Below are 19,993 nucleotides of genomic sequence, written 5' to 3' on the forward strand. Positions count from 1 at the left end.
TGGCTTAACCACGTCCGAGGACGCGGAACATTTCTTCAGGATGAGTCAGACCGGACTGAACGGCATCTTCGATCCGCTGACGCAATGTCACTGTCCCACTATCGTTGGCGATCGATTGCATCTGTCGCGAATCGACTCGCTGCATGATCGCCGCTGCAATTGCGGGTTCATTAGGGTCAAGCAACTCAGCCGTTACAAACCGGCCTCGGTACCGCAGCCCTCCGCATTCGCTGCAATCGTTGGTTTGATCCGCCAAAGGCCCCGCTTTGTCTAACGATTCCCGCAGATTTTTAGGCGTTGAATTTTCGACCGCCCCCGTGCAGCCAGTACACGCCTGCCGCAACAGTCTTTGGCAAACCACCGCGTGCAGCGTGCTGCGAATGAGGTACGGTTCGATGCCCATGTCCAGCAGGCGAGTCACCGCTTCAACGCTGCTGCCTGCATGAAACGTGGTCAGCACCAGGTGCCCGGTCAACGCCGCCTGAAACGCGCATTCTGCAGTTTCGGGGTCTCGAATTTCGCCAACCATAATCACGTCCGGGTCCTGTCTCATCATGGACTTCAATCCGGTGGCGAGGTCAAAACCGACTTGCGGCCGCACCTGAGATTGGGTGACTCCCGGGACGACCACTTCCACCGGATCTTCCAGTGTCATCAGGCCTCGATTCTGCCCGAACAAGGCGACCAACTCACGCAGACAGGCGTAAACGGTTGTTGTCTTCCCGCTACCAGAAGGACCGGTTAGCAGCACAACGCCCGACGTCGCATGCAGCAAATTTCGTAGCGTCTGTTCAATATCGGCGGGCAGGCCAAGGTCGTTAAGTTGCTGATAGTGTTGCGTGTCGGCGAACAGTCGAATGGCGGCTTTCTCGCCAAACAACGACGGGAACGTGGTGACTCGAACTTCACCTTCACCGCTGCCGCTAGCGGTGGCTGTTCGAGCGATCCGGCCTTCCTGCGGGATGTCTGTCCGATAGGTCAACAACCCGGCTAGCACTTTCAGCCGCGCAACCAGGCGCGGGCTGAGTTCAGGATCGAAGCCGGCCACGCTGTGGAGCACGCCATCAATCCGCCACTGCATTGTCATGCAATCCTGAGCGGGCACCAAATGCACGTCGCTGGCTCGCTGCTGCCGAGCCAGCTTCAGAATCAGTTCGATCAGTTGCGGCACATAATCGTCGGCCGCCGCATCTAGCTCACGAAGCGCAGCCATGAAGGATTGCGAAAGAGACGGCGGGACAGTGAGCTGTGACATAGGCTGCTAAAACTTTGGCAACATGTTGGCATCGAATATCTGTTGCCGCTGTTCCAGCTTTTCCATCAACTGATGCATCTGCGGTTTCGCGTCTCGCTTGCGCGGCGGCTTCACTTTGTCGACCACAATCGGCGATGACTGCGTCGGATAGCCCAAAGAATCCGTCGGATACCCAGCTTCCACGGGTTGAGGCTCATGGCTGGCCGAACCGTTCTGCGTATTGTCACCTGTCGGCAACACGACACTCATTACCAACACACAACAGCAAACAGCGGCAACGGATCCGGCCACCTTCCAGCGACGCACGCGTGCTGTGCGAGCGATCTCGACCTTGCAGTCCGCAATAACTTTTTGCTTAAACCCGGCCGACAATTCCGGCACAGGAGCCGCATCGCGAATTAACGCGTGCTCCGGCAGAATTGGTTCGGGAATTTGAAGACGGCGATTTGACATGATGCTCTGCAAAATAATTTCGAAGGGAGGCTTGGACGGGCGGGTGAATCGCTAAAAAGCAACAAGTCTCACCGCGTCACCGCGCGTTGTGTACTGTGGCACCCAGTGGCGTCGGTTTTGCTTTGGGCGGAATGTATGTCGACCTGGACGAGGGGTTCCAGACTGCGTTGAAGTTTCTCCATGGCATAGCGGTAACGACTGGCGACCGTGTTTTGAGACTTTCCCAGAACCTCGGCAATTTCAGCAAACGTCAATTCTTCCCAGTGCTTTAAAATCACGACTTCGTATTGAGCCTTCGGCAGCGTCTTCAAAATTCGCTGTACGGCGTGTGCCGTTTCTTCACGCTGCACTTCGAATTCGGCGGTGTCCTGCCCGCACTCCGTGTCCATTTCGCCAAGCCGGCTGGTTCGGCGCTTTTGGATAATCCGCAGACATTCGTTTCTTACCGTCCGAATCAAATACGGCCAGGGAGAATCAGCTTTGGCCAGCAGCTTCGGCTTGCCGGCAATTCGAGAAAATGCCCCCTGCACCGCGTCTTCAGCGTCCATCTGGTTCCCCGCCACGCTCATCGCCAGACGCACGAGACGTACGGCGGTAAGATCAAAAAGATCACCCAAAGCCTTCTGAGGGTCCCTTGTCAGCAGCGTGACGCTGGACCGAAAGGCTCGGTGAAAATCTGTCGAGGTTTGTTGAGACACGGCAATTATCCCGAGCCGGAACGCGGACGTCTTTGTCTGAGAGAAACGCAAAAAAGTGCGAGATATTGGTATTCTTTCCTGAAGCGGGCATCAGAATGCCGGAAATGCGTTACCGGGCGACGTTAAGGATACACTCGCCGCCGGAGGAAACGCTACTCAGCCGAAGGTCGACGCGACGTTCGCTGCGTTTGGTTGAAAACCACTCACCACTTTATCAAACAGGATCGATTCGTGTTCGACACAGTTGCAGTTGTCGGTGCCACCGGCGCCGTGGGAACGATAATTCTGGATTTGCTGGAGAAGAGAAACTTCCCGGCCAAAAATTTCCGTCTGCTGGCGTCAGCGCGCAGCGCGGGAAAACAGCTTCAACTGGCGGGCAAAACCATCACCATTGAAGAACTGACTCACGACTGTTTCGAAGGCGTCGACCTGGTCATCGCCAGCACGCCAGACGACACAGCCGCCGAATATTTGCCGTCTGCCGTCAAAGCAGGCGCCAAGGTGATTGATGAATCCGGCTACTGGCGGATGAACCCAGACGTGGCGTTGGTGGTGCCGGAAATTAACCCCGAAGCCGCGCTGAATGCGCAAGGCATCATCGCCAGCCCCAACTGTTCGACCACGCAAATGGTGCTGGCCATGAAGCCGCTGCACGACGCCGGAAAAATCCGTCGCGTGATCGTGAGCACCTACCAGGCCACCAGCGGAGCCGGGCTGCAGGGCAACATCGACCTGCAGGAAGGAACTCGCGCAGCCTTGGACGGCGCCGACTACGAGTACAAAGCGTTCGCTCACCCGATCGCCTTCAACGCGATTCCTCAAATCGGCAGCCACAAAGAACAGGGTTACACCAGCGAAGAAATGAAGATGGTGTACGAAACTCGCAAAATCCTGGGCGACGAAACGATCATGGTGTGCCCAACCTGTGTCCGGATTCCGGTGTCCAACTGCCACAGCGAAAGCATTCTGGTGGAAACGGAAAAGCCGATCAGCGTCGACGAAGCGAAAGCCTTGTTCGCCGCGACACCGGGCATCACCGTTGTGGACGACCTCGACGCCAGCAGCTACCCCATGCCATCTAACAGCACCAGCAGCGATGAAGTCTACATCGGTCGCATCCGAAAAGACCTCTCCAATCCGAACGGTCTGGCGTTCTGGTGTGTGTCGGACAACCTCAGAAAAGGGGCCGCCACAAACGCCGTTCAGATTGCGGAACTTCTGGCACGCGGCGTTTAAGGCCCTGGAAAAGGCCAGTCCGCCGTGCCACATCGAGCGGATTTGCTCGCAACAGGAACAAGTCGGGCTCACTGTCGCTTCAACCCCTCCCGCAATTTATTGCGGGAGGGGTCGATCGAGCGAAGCAAGATCGGGGGAGGGCACGGCGCGGAACGTGAATGGCTTTCGCACCCGCGCGTGGCCCCCTCCCGGACATTGCTTCGCTCTGTCCGACCTCCCCCAACGGCTGCGCCTGGGAGAGGTGCAACTGGGCAGCCCGTTCTTGAAATCCACAGCCGCACCTCCAAGTCTGCCGATTGCGAAGACCTGAGGCCCGGACCGGCAGCCGGTTTGTTGTGTTTTCGCGGCTCAAACGCATTTGTTTTGGCGTTTCGAATTTGCGTCCCTAAACTGGAACGTGCTACGTTTTCGAAAAAGGGATGTGAGTTATGCGACAAGTCTTGTGCTGCTGGGTTGCCGTTTTATTGCTGGCTCCTTCGCTTTCGGTGGCTCAGACAAACGACGGGAACACGTACCCGTGGTGCCCGCCACAGGTGAACCGGCTGTACGCGATGTACAAAGAGGGGCACCCGTTGGCGACCGACGTGAAGACGCAGACTGTTGGCAACAACAAACAGCAGTTTGCGGTCGTCGACTGGCCGATCCCCCCTTTTCCGCAATCCCCGCAACCGAAAACATTGCTGCGCTATCGGGTTCTTGACGGTTCGTACTACTGGTGGTTCGACGACCGATGGACTCGCGTAGCCGCTGAGCCTGCCGTGCTGGAACGGTCGGGAATCATTTACGGCATTGGCACGGTCGAAGAAGTTTCCAGGGGAGTTGCCCTGATTGACGTCGGCGATGTTCATACGTTGAAGCCCGTCGCTCCGTTTAGCCAAGTGGCCGTCTTTCGGTTGACGCAATCTCGGTATTCGCCGATTGGCGTTCTATCGATCGCAGAGACGTACGCGACATACAGCCGGACAAAGCGTTCTGCGACTGTTACGCCAGAGCCCGGCGATGTGGTGATGTTCGTCCGCGAACTGTCTCAAATGAAAAGCGTCAACGAGCACCGCGACGCATTTTTACGCCGACAGTTGCTAAAGACGTCTACGAGCAGTTCGTATTCGAACTTTCGCCGCTACGAAATCGCCAAAGCGTTGCGCGACTACCAGCAGCATTATCGCCGCTGGGAGACTTCGAAGGCACGGGTGGTCGGTTTTCTTAACGGTGAATCGTTTGAAGAAGGCGGTGAACGAGAGATTCAGGACCTGTTGAATTGGGTTGATGTGATTCGCGAAGATTTTCGTGAAGGGCGGAACAGCCTTCCAGCCGCAGGCCCCGCGTGGAACGACACGATGCAGGTTTTGATGGGACCGACGGCTCACTCGCAACATCAGGCAGCTCAGGTCGTCGCCGACGACAACAACCTTGGCTTGGAATCGGCAGGACGAACTCCTGGCGACATACGACGAGCCGTCCGATTGCGATTCTTTGACAACACGCCAGAACAGCAAAATGTGTTGTCGTATTTGATTGCTACGATTATTGAGGCGTCTCCGGCCAGCCCGGAAGTGTGGCTGCGGCAACGCCTTCTGGAATCGCAGTTCCCTCAAATGGCGGACGAGGAAGCTGTTCAGGATAAAGTACGTTTGGTAGTACAGGAGTTGACAGAATTTTAGACGGCTCTTTTTCGGCGACACATCATGCGACTTACCATTCCGTGCGTACTCATCCTGGTTCTTGCGACGTCGTCACTGCCTGCATTTCAGCCGCCCGTCAACCGCGGTCCCGCGACCAACGAGCCACCCGCGTCTCCGTACGTTCAACGCATGATGTCGCTGGATCGAAACAACGACGGCCAGCTATCGGCCGAAGAGCTACCCGGGAAGTTGGCGGACCTAATCAGCAAACACGACCGCAACAACGACAAGGTCCTGACGGCTGCAGAACTATCGCAAATGGAATCTGAAGCCAAAGCCGCACGCGACACTCGGCCCGCAGCAGAAATGTTAGCCAGAGGCAGTGGACCAGCAGGACGACGCGGTCGGGCCGGACGTGGACGTCGAGGTGCCGCGAATGCTCAGCACGGCAGCCCGCTGGACGCCGCACAGATTTTGAAATTTGCACTGACGTTCGATCATGACGGAGATGGCGGTCTGAATGCGACAGAACTGCAGGCATATGCGGACGCACTCGCCATACGCCGCGCGGCGGCTCGCAATCGGCATGGGACGAATGCGAATGACCAGCCTGCAGAACAGCGCCCACCTGGCAGCCGGACACCTTCGGCCGATGTCGACAATAACCAGCCGGTTAAGCCTCGCGGGCTGAAAGCTGACGGCAGCGGCGATGGCGGATTTGGCGACGCGCCGCTTAACGGCTCGTTATCAAAAGGGCTGTAGCCAGCAACATCAATGGACCAGCACAAACTCGCTGCTGTTCAGATACGCCCACATCATGTCTTCAACAGCCACTGGCACGGCCTTTTTGGGCGACGACTGATTGGTGAGCTGACGAATACGATTGCGAAACGCCTGGCGTTCACTGTCGGTAGGTTCGCGCGTCAGCATCGCCAATGCGACTCGATCCAGAGCGTCCGATTCCGTTGTACGCGGATTCAGATCCTGCACGATCGCCTGAGTGGCCTGCCGCAACGCGATGTCGATATCGGATCCGTTCATCATCAGAAGTGCCTGAACGATCGTGCCATCGAATTGCAGCGCTTCGTCATTCTCGTCGGTACCGTAGGCATGAGCGAACTGTTGCACCCATGTCCGCCGATGTTCCAGCGAGTTTTCGTCGCGAGCTAAAGGCTGACCTGAAGCAGATCGGATTGCCACTCGAATCGATTCGTAAACCTGTTCCGGCGTCATCCGGCGAGCATACACGCGACTGAACAGTGGCGTTGCCCCATGTTCCGGCATATCCATTTCATTGGAAGCCACGCTGGACAGCTGCCACGCCTGCGACAAAGAAACCCACTTCATCAGACGTTGCAAGTCATAGTCCGACTTCACGAAAGCTTCAGTTAACAGGCCTAACACATCCGGATGACTGACCGGCACATGCGGTCCCATGTCGTCAACCGGATTGGTAAAACCAAACCCAAAAAAGTGAGCCCACGTGCGGTTGACCATCGCTCGCGCGATTTTTCGGTCGCCGTCACTTGCCAGTAATTTTGCCAGCCGTTGGCGACGGTTTTCCTGACTGGCCTCCGCAATCACGTGACCGTCATACTTCGGCAACACGGCTTTCTGATTGCCTGAGCGATCCTCAAAATGCGTCATCCGTTCCTTCTTCGGCCGGTCGATCAGCCGAGCCGTCAACCCCGACGCGTTCGCGCCTTCAGCTTCCGGCAATGCCTCTTTGACGGTGTCTTTGAAAAACGCATTCAGCGCCCAGTAGTCTTCCTGGCTAACACCATTAGAAAACGGATGGTCGTGACACTGCACGCAACTGATCTGCTCGCCCATAAACAAACGAGCCGTCACTGCCGTGGCTGGGGTGGCCTGATTATTCAGGTGTGCCAGCAGGAAATTGGTCGCTCCGTTTTCGTCGTTTCGACCAGACGCCGTAATTAGTTCGCCGACGGTATCAATCCATGGAGAATTTTCCGTGAAGGATTCGGTGAGGAACTCAAACAACTTATCACGATTCACGCCCGGGCGTTCTGTCCGTCCCACCAGCAGATTCGTCCATGTCGTCGCAAGGTGCTCATTCCGTTCAGGCGCGGTCAGCAATCTGTCGACCAGGATTCTTCGCTTGCGAGGACTGTCGCCGGTCAGGAACTGATGAGACTCCTCCAGCGAAGGAATTCGTCCGGCCAGGGTCAGGTAAGCTCGACGCATCCATTCCGCGTCATTCGCTTCGACGGTTGGCGTGATTTCGTTGTTGGCCCAGCTTTGTTGAATCAAACCGTCGATTCCGGCGATCACGTCGTCATCAGAAAAGTTGTCTGCCAAAGCAGGACGGCCTGGGGATTCGACAGCGGGCTGAGGAGCCTGCGCGACAACAGTCGGCTGCGATGCCCCCTTTGGATGCGACAAATCAAGCGGCGTCAGGTCGATGTCTTCGGACGCGTTAGGATTCTGTTCTGCTACCAGCACACCATTGTCTGACGCGTCTTCTTCCGGCACGACAACGACGTTGTTCGCATCCTTCCACGGCGACTTCACAAAAAGGTAGCCCCCGACAACCGCCACAAGTAGTGCGGCAATTGTTGCAGTGGGTGCGAAACGCCATGGTTTGCGAGGAGCCACAGTTTCAGAAGTGATTGGTGCAGGACCGACTTCCGGCAATCCCTCAGCCTTCAAACCGACGCTTTGGCCGGCATCCCAAGTTAGCTGGCCATGCAGGCAGAGAATCTCAGTATACAAGTCCACCAGCTGCGCATCGGCGTTCAGTAACTGAACCAGTCGCTGCTGGTCCACTTCTGATAATTCCGCATCCAGCTGACGGTTCGTCAGGCGAATGAGTTCTTCGCGTTGTTCGTTCACGATGCTCCTCCCGCTTCCGCGAGACGGTGTTGTACACATTCTACTAACACACGGCGAATGCGACTTAGTGACTGGTATACAGAATTGGCCGGTCGTCCGAGCTTTTCCGCCACTTTGTCACCATTCGCGCCGGGTTGATAGCGCATTTCAATTAATTGCCGGTCTTTCTCACGTAACTGCGACACGCAGTCGGAAAGAGCTTCCTGCCGCATTTCTGTCATTTCGCTGATCGCTTCGGCTCGTTTCGCCACAAGGTCCAGCATGCTGTCGTCAAGGAAGGTGACTTTGTTATTGTAGGTCCGGCGAAACCGAAACACTTCCAGCCGCGCGATGGCTCGGCCCCACGCCAGAAAGTTGGTGCCTTCCTCAAACTGGTCCCACTTGTTCCAGATGACCAGATTCGTTTCCTGCAGCACTTCATCCGCATCGCTGGGATTGCCCACCAGGGGCAGCACGTACAAGTACAATGCTCGCTGCGCCTGAGTGAACGAACGAATGAAGTTTTGGTTCGGCACACCGCCAGCGGCAGTCGCTTCTTCCATGTCTGGTGCTGTGGTGTTCTTCGAGGCCATCACACGGCAACCGTTTCTATCCGATCAGTTCCGAAATCGCCGTGCCGCCGTTGGCCAGCTTCATTGGTCGGCCTCGTTTTGACGTGTGAACTGTGTTCAACGGAATTCCCATCGCATAAGCAACCGTCGCCCAAATGTCGCCAGGCAAGTATGCCTTGCTACCATCCGCCACGCGAGTTCCGTCTTCGTTGGTGGCACCGATGACCTGTCCGTTTTTCAAACCGCCGCCGCCGATAACATTCGACCAGCTAGCCGCCCAGTGATCTCGACCGACGTTCTGGTTAATGCGAGGTGTGCGGCCAAATTCGCCCATCCACACAACAACCGTGTCGTCCAGCATGCCACGCTGCTTCAGGTCTTTCATAAGAGCCGCCATGCCTCGGTCCAGCGTCGGTAGCCGCTGATTCTTTAATGAGTTGAAGACATCGTTGTGAAGGTCCCAACCGCCGAGGTTCACTTCCACAAACGGCACGCCAACTTCCACCAATCGGCGAGCCATCAGGAGACTCTGGCCGAACCCGTTGGCTCCGCCCATGCCCATGCCGCCTCCGGCACCATCGCCCATGTACATTTTTCTGGCTTCTGCCGATTCCGCTTCCAACCCAAGCTGCGGGTTGGCTTTGTCGATATCAAAAGCGGCCATCTGCGGCGACTGCATCAGATTCACAGCGTTGTAATAGACGTCTTTATGAGCTTCCGGCAACTCGCCCCGCTTCGACTGAATGAAGTTCTTCTCAACGACCGCCAGCATTTCCAGACGGCCCTTCAGTCGACTGCGACCTTCGTCTGTCGGAGCGTTGTTGATCTGACCATCGGTGCCAACAACGAACGGAGCATGCGACATCCCGAGGAAGCCCGCCTGACCAGATCCGCCACCAACAGACACAAACGATGGAATCTGCAACGCGGTCCGTTTACGGCCCAGTTCGTAGCTGACAACAGAACCGAAGGTCGGGTGAACGACCGTTGGATTAGGAACATAGCCAGTGTGCATATAGTAGCGACCGCGGCCGTGATCGGCTTCGCGAGTACTCATGGAACGCACGATCGACAGGTCCTGGAAAACCTTGGCCGTTTCCGGCATGTGTTCACTGATCTGAATCCCAGGTACAGCCGTGTCGATCGGATTGAATTCACCACCGGTTTTAGCGCCGGGTTTTAGGTCCCACATGTCGATCGTAGGAGGCCCGCCGCCCATCCACATCAGGATGCAGGATTTCTTGTTAGCCTTCAGCGTGGCCGCGTTAGCCTGCACATGAGACAGAAAGTTAATCGCAGGAATTGTCGCGGCAGCCGTCGCCATGTGCTGCATAAAGTGGCGGCGGTTCATGCCGTAGTTGTTCCAAAGTGACATGCGATTGCTCCAGGTGAAAGGTCGTGTTTACTGCGAAAAATTAAGGCTGGCGATGGTTACCCCTCCCGCAATGAATTGTGGGAGGACGACCAGTTCGTTTCGTTAAGTCCTAATGGTTCAGAATGAACTCATTCGAATTCAGTAGTGCCCAGAACAGATCCTGATACGCGGCTGCCGTGTTGCCTCGATATCCGCGAATCAGTTTCGTGGCATTGTTAACTTCAATCGGCGACGGTTTACGACTGAGAGCCGCCAGGTACAGATCGTTCATCTTCTCTTTGTCGGTGCCAGGACGCGTAAATGTTTCGAACAGAAAACTGCCTCGTTCTGCACTGACCGCAGTTTCGATCAATGGGCTGTTCATCATCATCAGCGCCTGAGGGATTGTGCCGTTAAACGTGGTCGCTTCGTCGTTTTCGTCGTTGTCAAACGCGACCACAAACTGCTGCATCCAGCGGCGCCGTTGTTCCTCCTGGCCATCCCAACCGCCGCTTCCGGCCTGGTGAGCGTTCGTCGCGGCAATCAGTGAATCGAACAACTGTTCTGCCTGCATCGACTTGATATACATGTGGCTGAACAGTGGCATCTCACCAGCAGAAGGCTTGTCGATGCTGTTTTTCTCGCCGAACTGGCTGGTAAGGTGATAGGCTTCCGACGTCGTAATCCACCGCACAAGCTTCTTCACATCGTAGTCGACGTCCACAAACTCAGAGGCCAGGCGATCCAGCACAGCGGGATGCGATGCCGGATTGTGAGGCCCCATGTCGTCAATCGGTCGAGTGAATCCGTAACCGAAAAACTGACTCCATGTCCGGTTTACGAACGCTTTCGAGATCAACGGCGTTTGACCGTTTTCGTTCTCCAGCAGTAGTCGAGCGAATTCCTTGCGACGATCGAAGGCGTCAGGTTCGATTGTCTTGTCAAAATATTTTGGCAACGCTGCCTGCATCAGGCCGCTGCGTTTTTCGTAGTGAACGGGACCATTGAAGTCTTGCAGCACGACTTCGCGGTATTGCTGCTCACGTCGACCAGTGGTCGGGTTAGCTCGCTGGTGATTGATGTTTCGTACCTGACGGAAGAAGCTGTTGAACTCCCAGAACTGAGCCTGCTGCCAATTATTAAACGGATGGTTGTGGCACTGAGTGCACTGAACCTGCATCCCAAGAAACAGCTTGGTTGTCTTAGCCGTTAGCTGGACGGCTTCGTCAGGCAGTTGCGTCTGAGCCAACGTGTAGTTGACGGCTCCATTTTCTTCCCAATGACCTTCGCTGGTCACAAGATCGACAACCACTTCGTCCCACGGTCGATTCTTCGCAAAGACTTCGCGAAAAAACTTCGTCATCCCAGCGCGACTGAATGGCTTATTGTTGCCTTGCGGGATTCCCCGACCGACGCAGTTGTTCGTCCAGATCGCCGTGAAGTGCCGTACGTAGTCCGGGCTTTCCAACAACTCGTCGACCAACACACCTCGCTTGCGAGGACTTTCATCGGCCAGAAACTTCTTCACTTCCGACAGCGTCGGGATGCGTCCGACGACGTCCAGATAAACGCGGCGCACCCATTCTTCATCCGTCGCTCGAGGAGACGGTTCGATCTCATTGTCTTCGTAACCCTGGCGGATTTGAGCGTCAACGAACTCAATCACCGATAGAGTCGACGCACCACCTTCGTCACTGGCTGAACTGTCTGACGCGTAACTAGCCGACGTGATGAAGCTCAGCAGGGTGCCGGTTGCGGCAACGGCAATGGCAATCCATTTGGACATCAATTTCATTTCTATTGTCTCCTGCTCCTGCGACCTTCTGCGTCAAACATGGTGTGACATAAACTTACACCATATAAGCGGCCTTGTGTTCGTCGTATTTTCTTACGCAATCAAGTAAAAGCCAGAAATCCGAGCTCTTCCCGCCTTCTATTCACTACCTGTCATGGTCGTCGAAGGCCGACTATGCTGCAGTGTGGGCTTTTCAGGACAAAGTCTTGCCCACTGTCCCATTATTGCCTCATCTACCAATAAAACACTGTTCAGGCGTACAGTCAATGAAAATCACGTTTTTCGGGGCCGCTGGTGAAGTTACTGGCAGTCAGCATTTGATCGAGACTGATAGTCGCCGAATTTTGCTCGACTGCGGGCTCTTTCAGGGAAGAGACGAAGAAACCGGCCCCAAGAACCGTGTTTTTCACTGCAAACCCAGATCGCTCGACGCTGTAATTCTGTCTCACGCCCACATTGATCACTGCGGGAATCTCCCCGGTCTGGTCAAGGCGGGCTTCGAAGGCTCGATCTACTGCACGCGAGCCACCGCCGACATCGCCACGATGATGCTCCGCGACAGCGCCAAGATTCAGCGCGAAGACGCCATCTACAAAGCCAAGAAGGCAAAGCCCGGCGAACCGATCCTTGAGCCGCTGTATACAGAAGAGAACGCTCGTGAAGTGGCGAAGATGTTCGAATACATCGCCTTTAACGAATGGGAAGAGCTTGCCGACGATGTGCGCATTCGGTTTCTGCACGCCGGCCACATTCTGGGATCGGCCATCACCGAACTGGAAATCAAAGACAAGGGCGAATGGCGTCGCATCGTGTTTACCGGCGATTTGGGCCGACGCGGCAAGCCGCTGCTGCACGACCCGGAATGCGTCGAACGCTGTGATGTCGTCATCAGCGAATCGACCTACGGCAATCGCGTTCATCCGGAAACCGGCGACGTCAAAGGCGCGCTGCAGCGAATCATATGTGACGCGTCTCGCAAGCAGGGCAAGGTCATTATTCCCGCCTTCAGTCTGGGACGAACTCAGCTACTGGTCTACCTGCTGAACGAACTTCGTAACGAAGACGCGATGTGTCGAGTGCCCGTGTACATCGACAGCCCATTGGCGACGCGGCTGACAGAAATCTACCGCGACCATCAGGAAGGCCTGGACGAGGAAGTTCAGGAAACGCTAAAGATCGACGACGACATCTTTAGTTTCGACGGCCTAACGTACGTGCGATCTCGCGATGAGAGCATTGCATTGAATCGGCAGAAAGGTCCGTTCGTCGTCATTTCGGCCAGCGGCATGTGTGAAAACGGGCGAGTCGTGCATCACCTGAAGAACGCTGTCTCTGATCCAAACAACACAATCATGATCATCGGGTTCCAGGCGCGAGGAACTCTGGGCCGGCAACTGGTGCAGCAACGCGACCATGTGTACATTTTCGGACGCCGCCGCGAACTGAACGCGAACGTCGAAACCGTCAACGGTCTGTCAGCTCATGCGGACGCCGAAGACTTCAAGTGGTGGTTTAATGAGTTACAAAAAAAGGGGGGCTGCGGTCATGCATTCCTCGTTCACGGCGAAGAAAAGCCTGCGGCAGCAATGGCCGAATTGATCAACGACTGCTGCGATCACCCGCCAGTGATTCCACAGTTTGGTGAAAGTTTTGAGGTATAAAAGATGCCCATCGTCCTGCAAATGAACAACGTTGGCCGCACGTTTTCCACAGCCGCTGGCGAACTGACCATTCTGGATAACGTCAACCTGCAGCTTTCGTCCGGCGATGCGGTGGCGCTGCAGGGCCCGTCCGGATGTGGTAAGAGCACACTACTGCATATCGCAGGGACTCTGGACAAACCCACGTCCGGTGAAGTCGCCATTTTGAATGAGAACCCGTGGCACTTGTCGGCCGAAAAACTAGCCGGCTTTCGCAACCAGCATATCGGTTTCGTGTTTCAGGAACACCAGCTTCTGCCGCAGTGCAGCGTGCTGGAAAACGTGCTGCTGCCAACGCTGGCGGGTTTCGATCGCGACGTGAAGCCACTGAAGAAACGGGCCGTAGAGCTGCTTGAACAAGTCGGCCTGCAGGACCGGAGTGCTCACCGACCAGCGGCATTATCGGGCGGTGAACGCCAGCGAGTTGCCGTTTGCCGCGCGTTGATCCACCAGCCGTCTTTGCTGCTGGCCGACGAGCCCACAGGCAATCTGGATCCGGCGACGGCCGACACAGTGGGCTCGCTACTGCTGAAAATGGCGGCCGAACACGATGCGGCGTTGTTGTGCGTGACTCACAGCAACGACCTGGCCAGCCACTTTCCGCACGTGGTGCAGGTCGAGAACCGCACCGTGGCATTTTCCGCCGTGACCAACTGAGTTTACTCACGCTATCCAATGGTGCGTGAGATGTGTCTTGGCTTTGCGATTCGCCCGGCGGGCGGCAGCACTTCGCCTTGGGCGTGAGCCCAAGGTCGCGTTCAAATGAAATTGAGAAAGCCCCGAAGGGGTGACAGCAGTTTTCGTTTTATCCTCCCACTGTCGCCCCCTCGGGGCTTTTGTGGGCGGCAGGCGCAAACCTCGGGCTTACGCCCGAGGCTACGTGCTACGGCCCTGCCGGGCCAGGACCACACTCAAATGTCCGCACTTTGGTGGAATAGAACCCGCGCAAACGCTTGACCATGGCACATCAGGCTTACAACAGCCTGGCACAAGTCCTGATTGTTCGCTTGTCGACTGTGAATTGCGCCTGCGGCAAATCTTAAGATCGTGACCGTTCTACACGCGGCGTCGTTCCGATTAGGCAACCTGTAACGCTTCTGTGTGCGCGCACGCCTTTGCCGCCTGTCGCGGTACGGTGGATTGCTCCAACGGAGCATGGTCCGGTTGTTCCAAAGCTGCTGTTGGAAGCGTTTCTGCGTTGAGCATCACCGGCGTACGTGTCGAATCCGTAACTGTCGGTTCTTTCGTGACGACTGCAACGTTCCGTGCTACCGATGAAATGCCGAGCCGCGGCAGGATCCGCTGCTCAGCAACAACGTCTCGCTGGCGAAACATGTTTACGTCGGATCTCACCATGGAGGTGACCGGCAGGAACGTTTTGGGCGCACGCCCAAACAGCCTGAGGCGTTGTCCCTGCAGACTCTCACTCAGAAATACGGAAGTGCTTGAATGAGAATTTCAGTCACACAATCGGCATGGAATCGCCGCATTGCAGGTTTGCTGCTGGCGATGATGGTGTTGCCCGCATTCAGCGGCTGCTCCCGCAAATTCTGGCGAGAACAGGCCGAGGGCGACACCTACCGCGCCATTTCAGAAAAGCTCACCGACGAACGCTGGCAAAATCCGCGGATGAGCCTGACTCCCGATAAGCGGAGCCGGTTTTACGATCCGTATGATCCAGACAAGCCGCCGCTGCCGCCCGACGATCCGGCCGCTCATCAGTTCATGCACTGCGTGGATGGCAAAGAACATTTCAAATACTGGCACGCCACGGGCGACACCGTGACAGTGGAAAATCCGGCGTGGCTGGAACCCTACGAAGTTTTGCTGAACAGCGGCAATCCAGTGGAAGGCCATGAGTTGGTCGAGATTCCAAAGGTCGATCTCGCCGCGGCTGTCGATCTGACCTACATCCACAGCCGCGAATATCAGTTTCAGGTAGAAGAGGTCTATCTGCGTGCTTTGGCGCTGACTCAGCAGCGATTTCAACTTAACACACAATTCAACCTCGTTCCTGCCGGTTTTGGCGGAGCGAATCTTTCGGCTGGCTTTCCACACAACGGCGGTAGGAATGCAACCCTGTTGAACGGCTTGGGCGTGCAACAGCGGCTGCCAGCCGGTGGACAATTTGCTGTCGGCGTGCTGAACTCCATCACATGGAGAGCAGGACAAGGCATGGGCTCGGCTCCATCACTCGGCTGGAGTATCACTCAGCCGTTACTGAATCTGGCGGGGCGAAAGGTGACTCTCGAAAATTTGACGCAGTCTGAACGTAATCTGCTCTACGAAGTTCGTGACATGGCGCGATTTCGGCAGGTTCTGTTTACGAACGTTGCCAACGATTACCTGCGCCTGCAGCAGTCAGCGCAGAACATTATCAACGCGGAAAACAACATCCGGCAGATCGAACAACAGATTGAAGTCGGAAGAGCGGATGATGATCGTGAATACCGAAAACTCTCGGTGCCCTTGGTCGACTTCCCGGAAGATGCCGAGATTCCCGAATCCCTCAAAGACAAAGTGATCTATGGGGACGACTTCCTGACGTGGCTCGGAGTGGAAATCACGGACGAGCAGAAAGCCGATCTCCTGGCGATTTCCGACGGAAGTGCGTTTCAGGCCGCCGCGCAGGAACTGATTCAGTTGCGAGAAACTGAGACCATTAACCTGACCGTTCTTCAGCTTGTGACACGACTGAATCAGCAGCAGAACGCTTTGAAGAACTCCAGACGGCAACTCAGGGACCAACTGGATGCGTTCAAAATTCGCCTCGGCCTGCCACCGAATGTCGAATTGACAATCGATGACACGTTTATCACACCGTTCGAACTGATCGACGCAGATCTACTGGCATTCGTTGACAAACTGAATGATTTCGCCAAAGAACAGGGGCCGGCGATGCTGCCGGGCAGTGACGTGCCTGGTGACGTCGAAAGATCCGCACCGGATTTTGAGCAGCTCAAAAAATACGTTGCCACGCTTGTCGAAATCAAAGATCGAATTACCACAGAACTGGACCAGGTGAAGCAAGACTTTGTACCTGTTCGTGATGTGCTCGATGCAACAAGTCCGGAGAATCTGCAACCGGAAAAACGGTTGCGAGCATTTGGAACTGTGGAAGAGCGTGAACGGGTGATCCACGATGTGGCCAACGACCTGCGACTGTACCGCCTGATCGCTCAAAAGTTTGAACAGATCTCCGCTTCATTGGATATCTTCAATCAAACACTGCAAATGGAGAGCGTCGATGAGGTCGTGAAGGCCCTCGACAAGGACGGCGACAACCTGATTGCGCCGAGCGAATTACCATTGGACTGGAACAACCTGCCCAGCATGAGCTTTCAGAAAATCACGGAGAAAAAAACGGGCGAAGAATTTCTGGGGATGGTCCGCGACGCCTCGATGGATATGCGGGAGCGACTGGTGAAGATCGTCGCTGGCCTGCAGGTTGTACAGGCTGGTTTAAGGGTGGAAGTGATTGCCTTGAACCCGTTCACGCTTCCTGGCAGCGACGAAACCCCCGATCTTGAAGAAGTCGTCGTGATTGCTATCAACAACCGACATGACCTCATGAACGCACGAGCCGCCGTCATGGACAGTCGACGGAAAGTAGAAATCGCGGCAAACGCCCTGATGGCGAAACTGGATGTCACAGTCGGCGGACAAGTCGACCCGGACAGCGGCAACAATGATTCGACGAATGTCACCATTGACTTCAAGACGCCACTTAACCAGGTTGTTGCCCGCAATGTCTACAACGCGGCACTAATCGACTATCAACGAGATCGCCGATCGTACATGTCGCTGGAAGACAGCGTGAAACAGAGCGTCCGCAGTAGTTGGCGGCAGCTCATGGTGAACAAAGAACAGTTGGAAATTGACCGGCAAACGGTCAGGATTTCGGCTTTGCAATACGACAATGTGGCCTCGGGCGGAGGAGGAGGGGGCGGCGGCAACGCCTTGAACCTGTTGAACGCCTTGAGTTCGGTCCTGACGGCTCAAAACTCACTTGTGAGCGATTGGGTAAGTTATGAGTCAAATCGTCTTAACATCTTCCGGGACATGGGTATCATGGAGCTAGATCCTAACGGCGTCTGGGAGGACGAATTCTACCAACTGGACGACCAACCTACCTCAGAAGACATGCCTGCGTCGTCTGAATTGTTCCCAGAATTGCAGTCGGATACTGGATTGCAATCTGATGCGACTGTGACGGATCCGGAACCTGCCATCCCTGTTTTGCCGGAGATCCCTTAGATGAACAAGACTATTCCACGTTCGCTGCGACAACAGACTGTGTCACGGCGAGGCGGTGCGAAGGGCGTTGCGATTGCCGTTGTTGTACTGGTACTGGGCGTTGTGGCCTGGCGACTACCAGCCACGCAGGCACTGATCGGCGACTACCTTGGCAAAAAAGAAGGCGAGCCCAACAGTAAGTATATTCTGCATAAGGCCGAAGTCGGATCCTTCCGAATTACGATCACCGAAAACGGTACGGTCGACAGTTCCAGCAACTCCACGCTGACCAACAGTGTGGAAGGCTCGACCACCATTATTTCTTTGGTGCCTGAAGGCAGCAAAGTGAACGCACCGGTCGTCGCCGAAGTCGATGGCGTGGTCGAATTCGTCGACGTGGAATCAGAATCCGAAAAGACAGTTCTGGTTCGCCCGGAAGAAGGTGAACCGAAAACCTACACCTTCCCAATGGGCGAATTCACCGAGCTGTTGGTTAAGGACCGTCAGCAGATTAAGAAGGGCGAGTACATCGCCGGCGACATGGTCTGCGAACTCGATTCGTCGACGCTGGTGGAAAAAGAAAAGCAGCAGCAGATCGATGTCACGACAGCTCGAGCCGACCTGGAGAAAGCTGAAACGAACCTGCAGATCCGGGAGACTACCAACGAAAGCGTCGAAGCTCAGGCACGCTTGGCAGAAAAGCTCGCGGAGCTGGATTTCACAAAATACACGGCTGAGGGCGGCGAATTTAGGAATCAAGTAGAGCAGCTGAACGGTGACATCAAAGCGTTGGAAGAAACGCTGGCGATCAACCAGGAGAACTACGAAAAAGTACGCGACCAGGCTCGCCGCGGTTACACGAACCTGAACGCTCTGGAAGCGGCTCGTATCGAAGTCACCAAGCAACAGATTCTGGTGAGCGTTAAAGAGAGCGAACTGAAGCTTCTGCAAAACTTCACATGGGAACGCACCAAAAGCGAACTCGAGCAGATGAAGGAAGATACCGTTCGCGAAACCACGCGAGCGATCCTTGAAGGCAAGGCTGCGATGGCTGGGCTAAAGGCAGACGTCCAGGCTCGCAAGCTGACGCTGTCCGTCGAAGAGGAAAAGCTGGAGCGGACGTTGCGGCAAATCAAAGCCTGCCGGCTGATTGCACCTCAGCAGGGTGAAGTCGTTTATGCGTCGCAGGAAAGTCGCCGCAGCGAACCCGTGGTCATCGAAGAAGGTGCGACCGTTCGAGAACGCCAGGCGATTATTAATCTGCCGGACCTCGAGAAAATGAAAATCGACGCCCGAATTCACGAATCTCGCATTAGCCGCGTCATGCTTGGTCAGCCGGTCGAAATTTCGATTGACGCACTGCCCAGTACGACGTTCCACGGCGTGCTTGAAACGATTTCGTCTGTGCCGGTGCCGGGCAGCTGGCCCAACACGGACCTAAAAGAATACGAAGCCGGAATCAAGATCACAGACCGAGCTGATACCGTGCGGCAACTGAAGCCGGGCATGACGGCCGAGATTCGCATCATTGTGGACGACCGACAGGAAGACGTTCTGCAAATTCCGGTGCAGTCTGTGCTATCAATTGCGAATAAGTTCTTCACCTACGTAGCGAAGGGCAGCGAGATCGAACGCCGCGAATTGAAGGTCGGCGACGCCAACGACGAATACATGGAGATCATTGACGGCGTGGCAGAAGGCGAACGAGTCGTCATGAATCCTCGCACCCATTTCTCGCGTGAGATCAATGAACTGGAAGTCAAGCTGCTAGGCGAACAGGAAGACAACCGCGAACGCACCGTCATTCCGAATCGTAGCGAACTCGGACCAGGCGGTGGTCCCGGCGGACGGGGTGCCGGACGCCCGGGCGGCGGGCAAGGCAACCGTGGTGAAGGCAAGGACGGGGCAGACAAGGGCAACGGCCAGCAGGCCGAACGTCCCGCAGGTGGCGGACCGCCCGGTGGTGCTGGTGGAGCACCAGATCCTTCTGCGATCTTTGCTCGCCTGGACAAGAACGGTGACGGTTCCATCACGAAGGATGAAAGTGATATGCGGGGCAATTTTGATAAAACCGATGCCGATGGTGACGGAAAAATCACAATGGAAGAACTGAAGACTGCCTTCAGTCAGCGATAGTTCAGCAAAGTGTTGAATGCAGTCGTCCGGCATGGACAATATTGGCCTGCCGGATCTGCGTTCACCGATTGCCGACATCAACCCCCTCCTCCGATTCCTCA

General features: G+C 55.7%; 14 protein-coding genes. 7 read left to right on the forward strand and 7 right to left on the reverse strand.

The window, feature by feature from the left end:
• Nucleotides 1-4: 4 nt before the first annotated feature.
• The 3 genes from Fuma_RS06860 to Fuma_RS06870 form a co-directional block, all read right to left on the reverse strand.
• The gene (locus Fuma_RS06860; protein WP_218922401.1) at nt 5-1,213 is read right to left on the reverse strand and encodes a GspE/PulE family protein; all 1,209 of its coding nucleotides are present in this window, start codon (nt 1,211-1,213) and stop codon (nt 5-7) included.
• Between the two features lie 48 nt (nt 1,214-1,261).
• On the reverse strand, nt 1,262-1,708 hold the full coding sequence (locus Fuma_RS06865; RefSeq protein ID WP_077023474.1) for a hypothetical protein: 447 nt from the start codon (nt 1,706-1,708) through the stop codon (nt 1,262-1,264).
• A 68-nt stretch (nt 1,709-1,776) separates the two neighbouring features.
• Nucleotides 1,777-2,406, reverse strand: a complete 630-nt coding sequence (locus Fuma_RS06870) for an RNA polymerase sigma factor (RefSeq protein WP_158520879.1) — start codon at nt 2,404-2,406, stop codon at nt 1,777-1,779.
• Nucleotides 2,407-2,637: 231 nt separating this feature from the next.
• Between Fuma_RS06870 and Fuma_RS06875 the strand changes: the two genes are divergently transcribed.
• From Fuma_RS06875 to Fuma_RS06885, 3 genes are all read left to right on the forward strand, one after another.
• Nucleotides 2,638-3,642, forward strand: coding sequence for an aspartate-semialdehyde dehydrogenase (locus Fuma_RS06875; RefSeq protein ID WP_077023476.1), 1,005 nt, complete (start codon nt 2,638-2,640; stop codon nt 3,640-3,642).
• 428 nt (nt 3,643-4,070) lie between these two features.
• Entirely contained in the window at nt 4,071-5,303 is a 1,233-nt protein-coding gene (locus Fuma_RS06880; protein ID WP_077023477.1) for a hypothetical protein, read from the forward strand.
• A gap of 24 nt (nt 5,304-5,327) precedes the next feature.
• Complete coding sequence (locus Fuma_RS06885) at nt 5,328-6,026, forward strand: EF-hand domain-containing protein (RefSeq protein ID WP_077023478.1); 699 nt, start codon at nt 5,328-5,330, stop codon at nt 6,024-6,026.
• A 9-nt stretch (nt 6,027-6,035) separates the two neighbouring features.
• On the opposite strand, the gene Fuma_RS06890 is transcribed toward Fuma_RS06885, so the two are convergent.
• From Fuma_RS06890 to Fuma_RS06905, 4 genes are all read right to left on the reverse strand, one after another.
• Nucleotides 6,036-8,120: a DUF1549 domain-containing protein gene (locus tag Fuma_RS06890; protein WP_077023479.1), complete on the reverse strand. Its 2,085-nt coding sequence runs from the start codon at nt 8,118-8,120 to the stop codon at nt 6,036-6,038.
• Nucleotides 8,117-8,692: a sigma-70 family RNA polymerase sigma factor gene (locus tag Fuma_RS06895; RefSeq protein ID WP_229360870.1), complete on the reverse strand. Its 576-nt coding sequence runs from the start codon at nt 8,690-8,692 to the stop codon at nt 8,117-8,119. The genes Fuma_RS06890 and Fuma_RS06895 overlap by 4 nt, the downstream gene beginning before the upstream one ends.
• Nucleotides 8,693-8,708: 16 nt before the next feature.
• Complete coding sequence (locus Fuma_RS06900; RefSeq protein WP_077023480.1) at nt 8,709-10,046, reverse strand: DUF1501 domain-containing protein; 1,338 nt, start codon at nt 10,044-10,046, stop codon at nt 8,709-8,711.
• A 109-nt stretch (nt 10,047-10,155) separates the two neighbouring features.
• The gene (locus Fuma_RS06905) at nt 10,156-11,820 is read right to left on the reverse strand and encodes a DUF1549 domain-containing protein (protein WP_077023481.1); all 1,665 of its coding nucleotides are present in this window, start codon (nt 11,818-11,820) and stop codon (nt 10,156-10,158) included.
• A gap of 266 nt (nt 11,821-12,086) precedes the next feature.
• Between Fuma_RS06905 and Fuma_RS06910 the strand changes: the two genes are divergently transcribed.
• The 4 genes from Fuma_RS06910 (at nt 12,087) to Fuma_RS06930 (ending at nt 19,892) form a co-directional block, all read left to right on the forward strand.
• A complete protein-coding gene (locus Fuma_RS06910; protein ID WP_077023482.1) occupies nt 12,087-13,481 on the forward strand; it encodes an MBL fold metallo-hydrolase in 1,395 nt (464 codons plus the stop codon).
• A 3-nt stretch (nt 13,482-13,484) separates the two neighbouring features.
• Entirely contained in the window at nt 13,485-14,177 is a 693-nt protein-coding gene (locus Fuma_RS06915; RefSeq protein ID WP_077023483.1) for an ABC transporter ATP-binding protein, read from the forward strand.
• 792 nt (nt 14,178-14,969) lie between these two features.
• A complete protein-coding gene (locus Fuma_RS06925) occupies nt 14,970-17,777 on the forward strand; it encodes a TolC family protein (protein ID WP_077023485.1) in 2,808 nt (935 codons plus the stop codon).
• Nucleotides 17,778-19,892 carry an efflux RND transporter periplasmic adaptor subunit gene (locus Fuma_RS06930; RefSeq protein WP_077023486.1) on the forward strand — a complete coding sequence of 705 codons (2,115 nt, stop codon included), beginning with the start codon at nt 17,778-17,780 and terminating at the stop codon, nt 19,890-19,892.
• Nucleotides 19,893-19,993: the final 101 nt, after the last annotated feature.

This window comes from Fuerstiella marisgermanici (assembly GCF_001983935.1).
In the GTDB taxonomy this organism is placed as follows: Bacteria; Planctomycetota; Planctomycetia; order Planctomycetales; family Planctomycetaceae; genus Fuerstiella; species Fuerstiella marisgermanici.

What these genes read in the sequence shown, in the direction of transcription:
- Fuma_RS06860 (WP_218922401.1), bottom strand. Translation starts at nt 1,213, where the DNA reads ATGGCTGCGCTTCGTGAGCTAGATGCGGCGGCCGACGATTATGTGCCG.
- Fuma_RS06895 (WP_229360870.1), bottom strand. Translation starts at nt 8,692, where the DNA reads ATGGCCTCGAAGAACACCACAGCACCAGACATGGAAGAAGCGACTGCC.
- Fuma_RS06900 (WP_077023480.1), bottom strand. Translation starts at nt 10,046, where the DNA reads ATGTCACTTTGGAACAACTACGGCATGAACCGCCGCCACTTTATGCAG.
- Fuma_RS06880 (WP_077023477.1), top strand. Translation starts at nt 4,071, where the DNA reads ATGCGACAAGTCTTGTGCTGCTGGGTTGCCGTTTTATTGCTGGCTCCT.
- Fuma_RS06865 (WP_077023474.1), bottom strand. Translation starts at nt 1,708, where the DNA reads ATGTCAAATCGCCGTCTTCAAATTCCCGAACCAATTCTGCCGGAGCAC.
- Fuma_RS06905 (WP_077023481.1), bottom strand. Translation starts at nt 11,820, where the DNA reads ATGAAATTGATGTCCAAATGGATTGCCATTGCCGTTGCCGCAACCGGC.
- Fuma_RS06885 (WP_077023478.1), top strand. Translation starts at nt 5,328, where the DNA reads ATGCGACTTACCATTCCGTGCGTACTCATCCTGGTTCTTGCGACGTCG.
- Fuma_RS06915 (WP_077023483.1), top strand. Translation starts at nt 13,485, where the DNA reads ATGCCCATCGTCCTGCAAATGAACAACGTTGGCCGCACGTTTTCCACA.
- Fuma_RS06925 (WP_077023485.1), top strand. Translation starts at nt 14,970, where the DNA reads ATGAGAATTTCAGTCACACAATCGGCATGGAATCGCCGCATTGCAGGT.
- Fuma_RS06930 (WP_077023486.1), top strand. Translation starts at nt 17,778, where the DNA reads ATGAACAAGACTATTCCACGTTCGCTGCGACAACAGACTGTGTCACGG.
- Fuma_RS06910 (WP_077023482.1), top strand. Translation starts at nt 12,087, where the DNA reads ATGAAAATCACGTTTTTCGGGGCCGCTGGTGAAGTTACTGGCAGTCAG.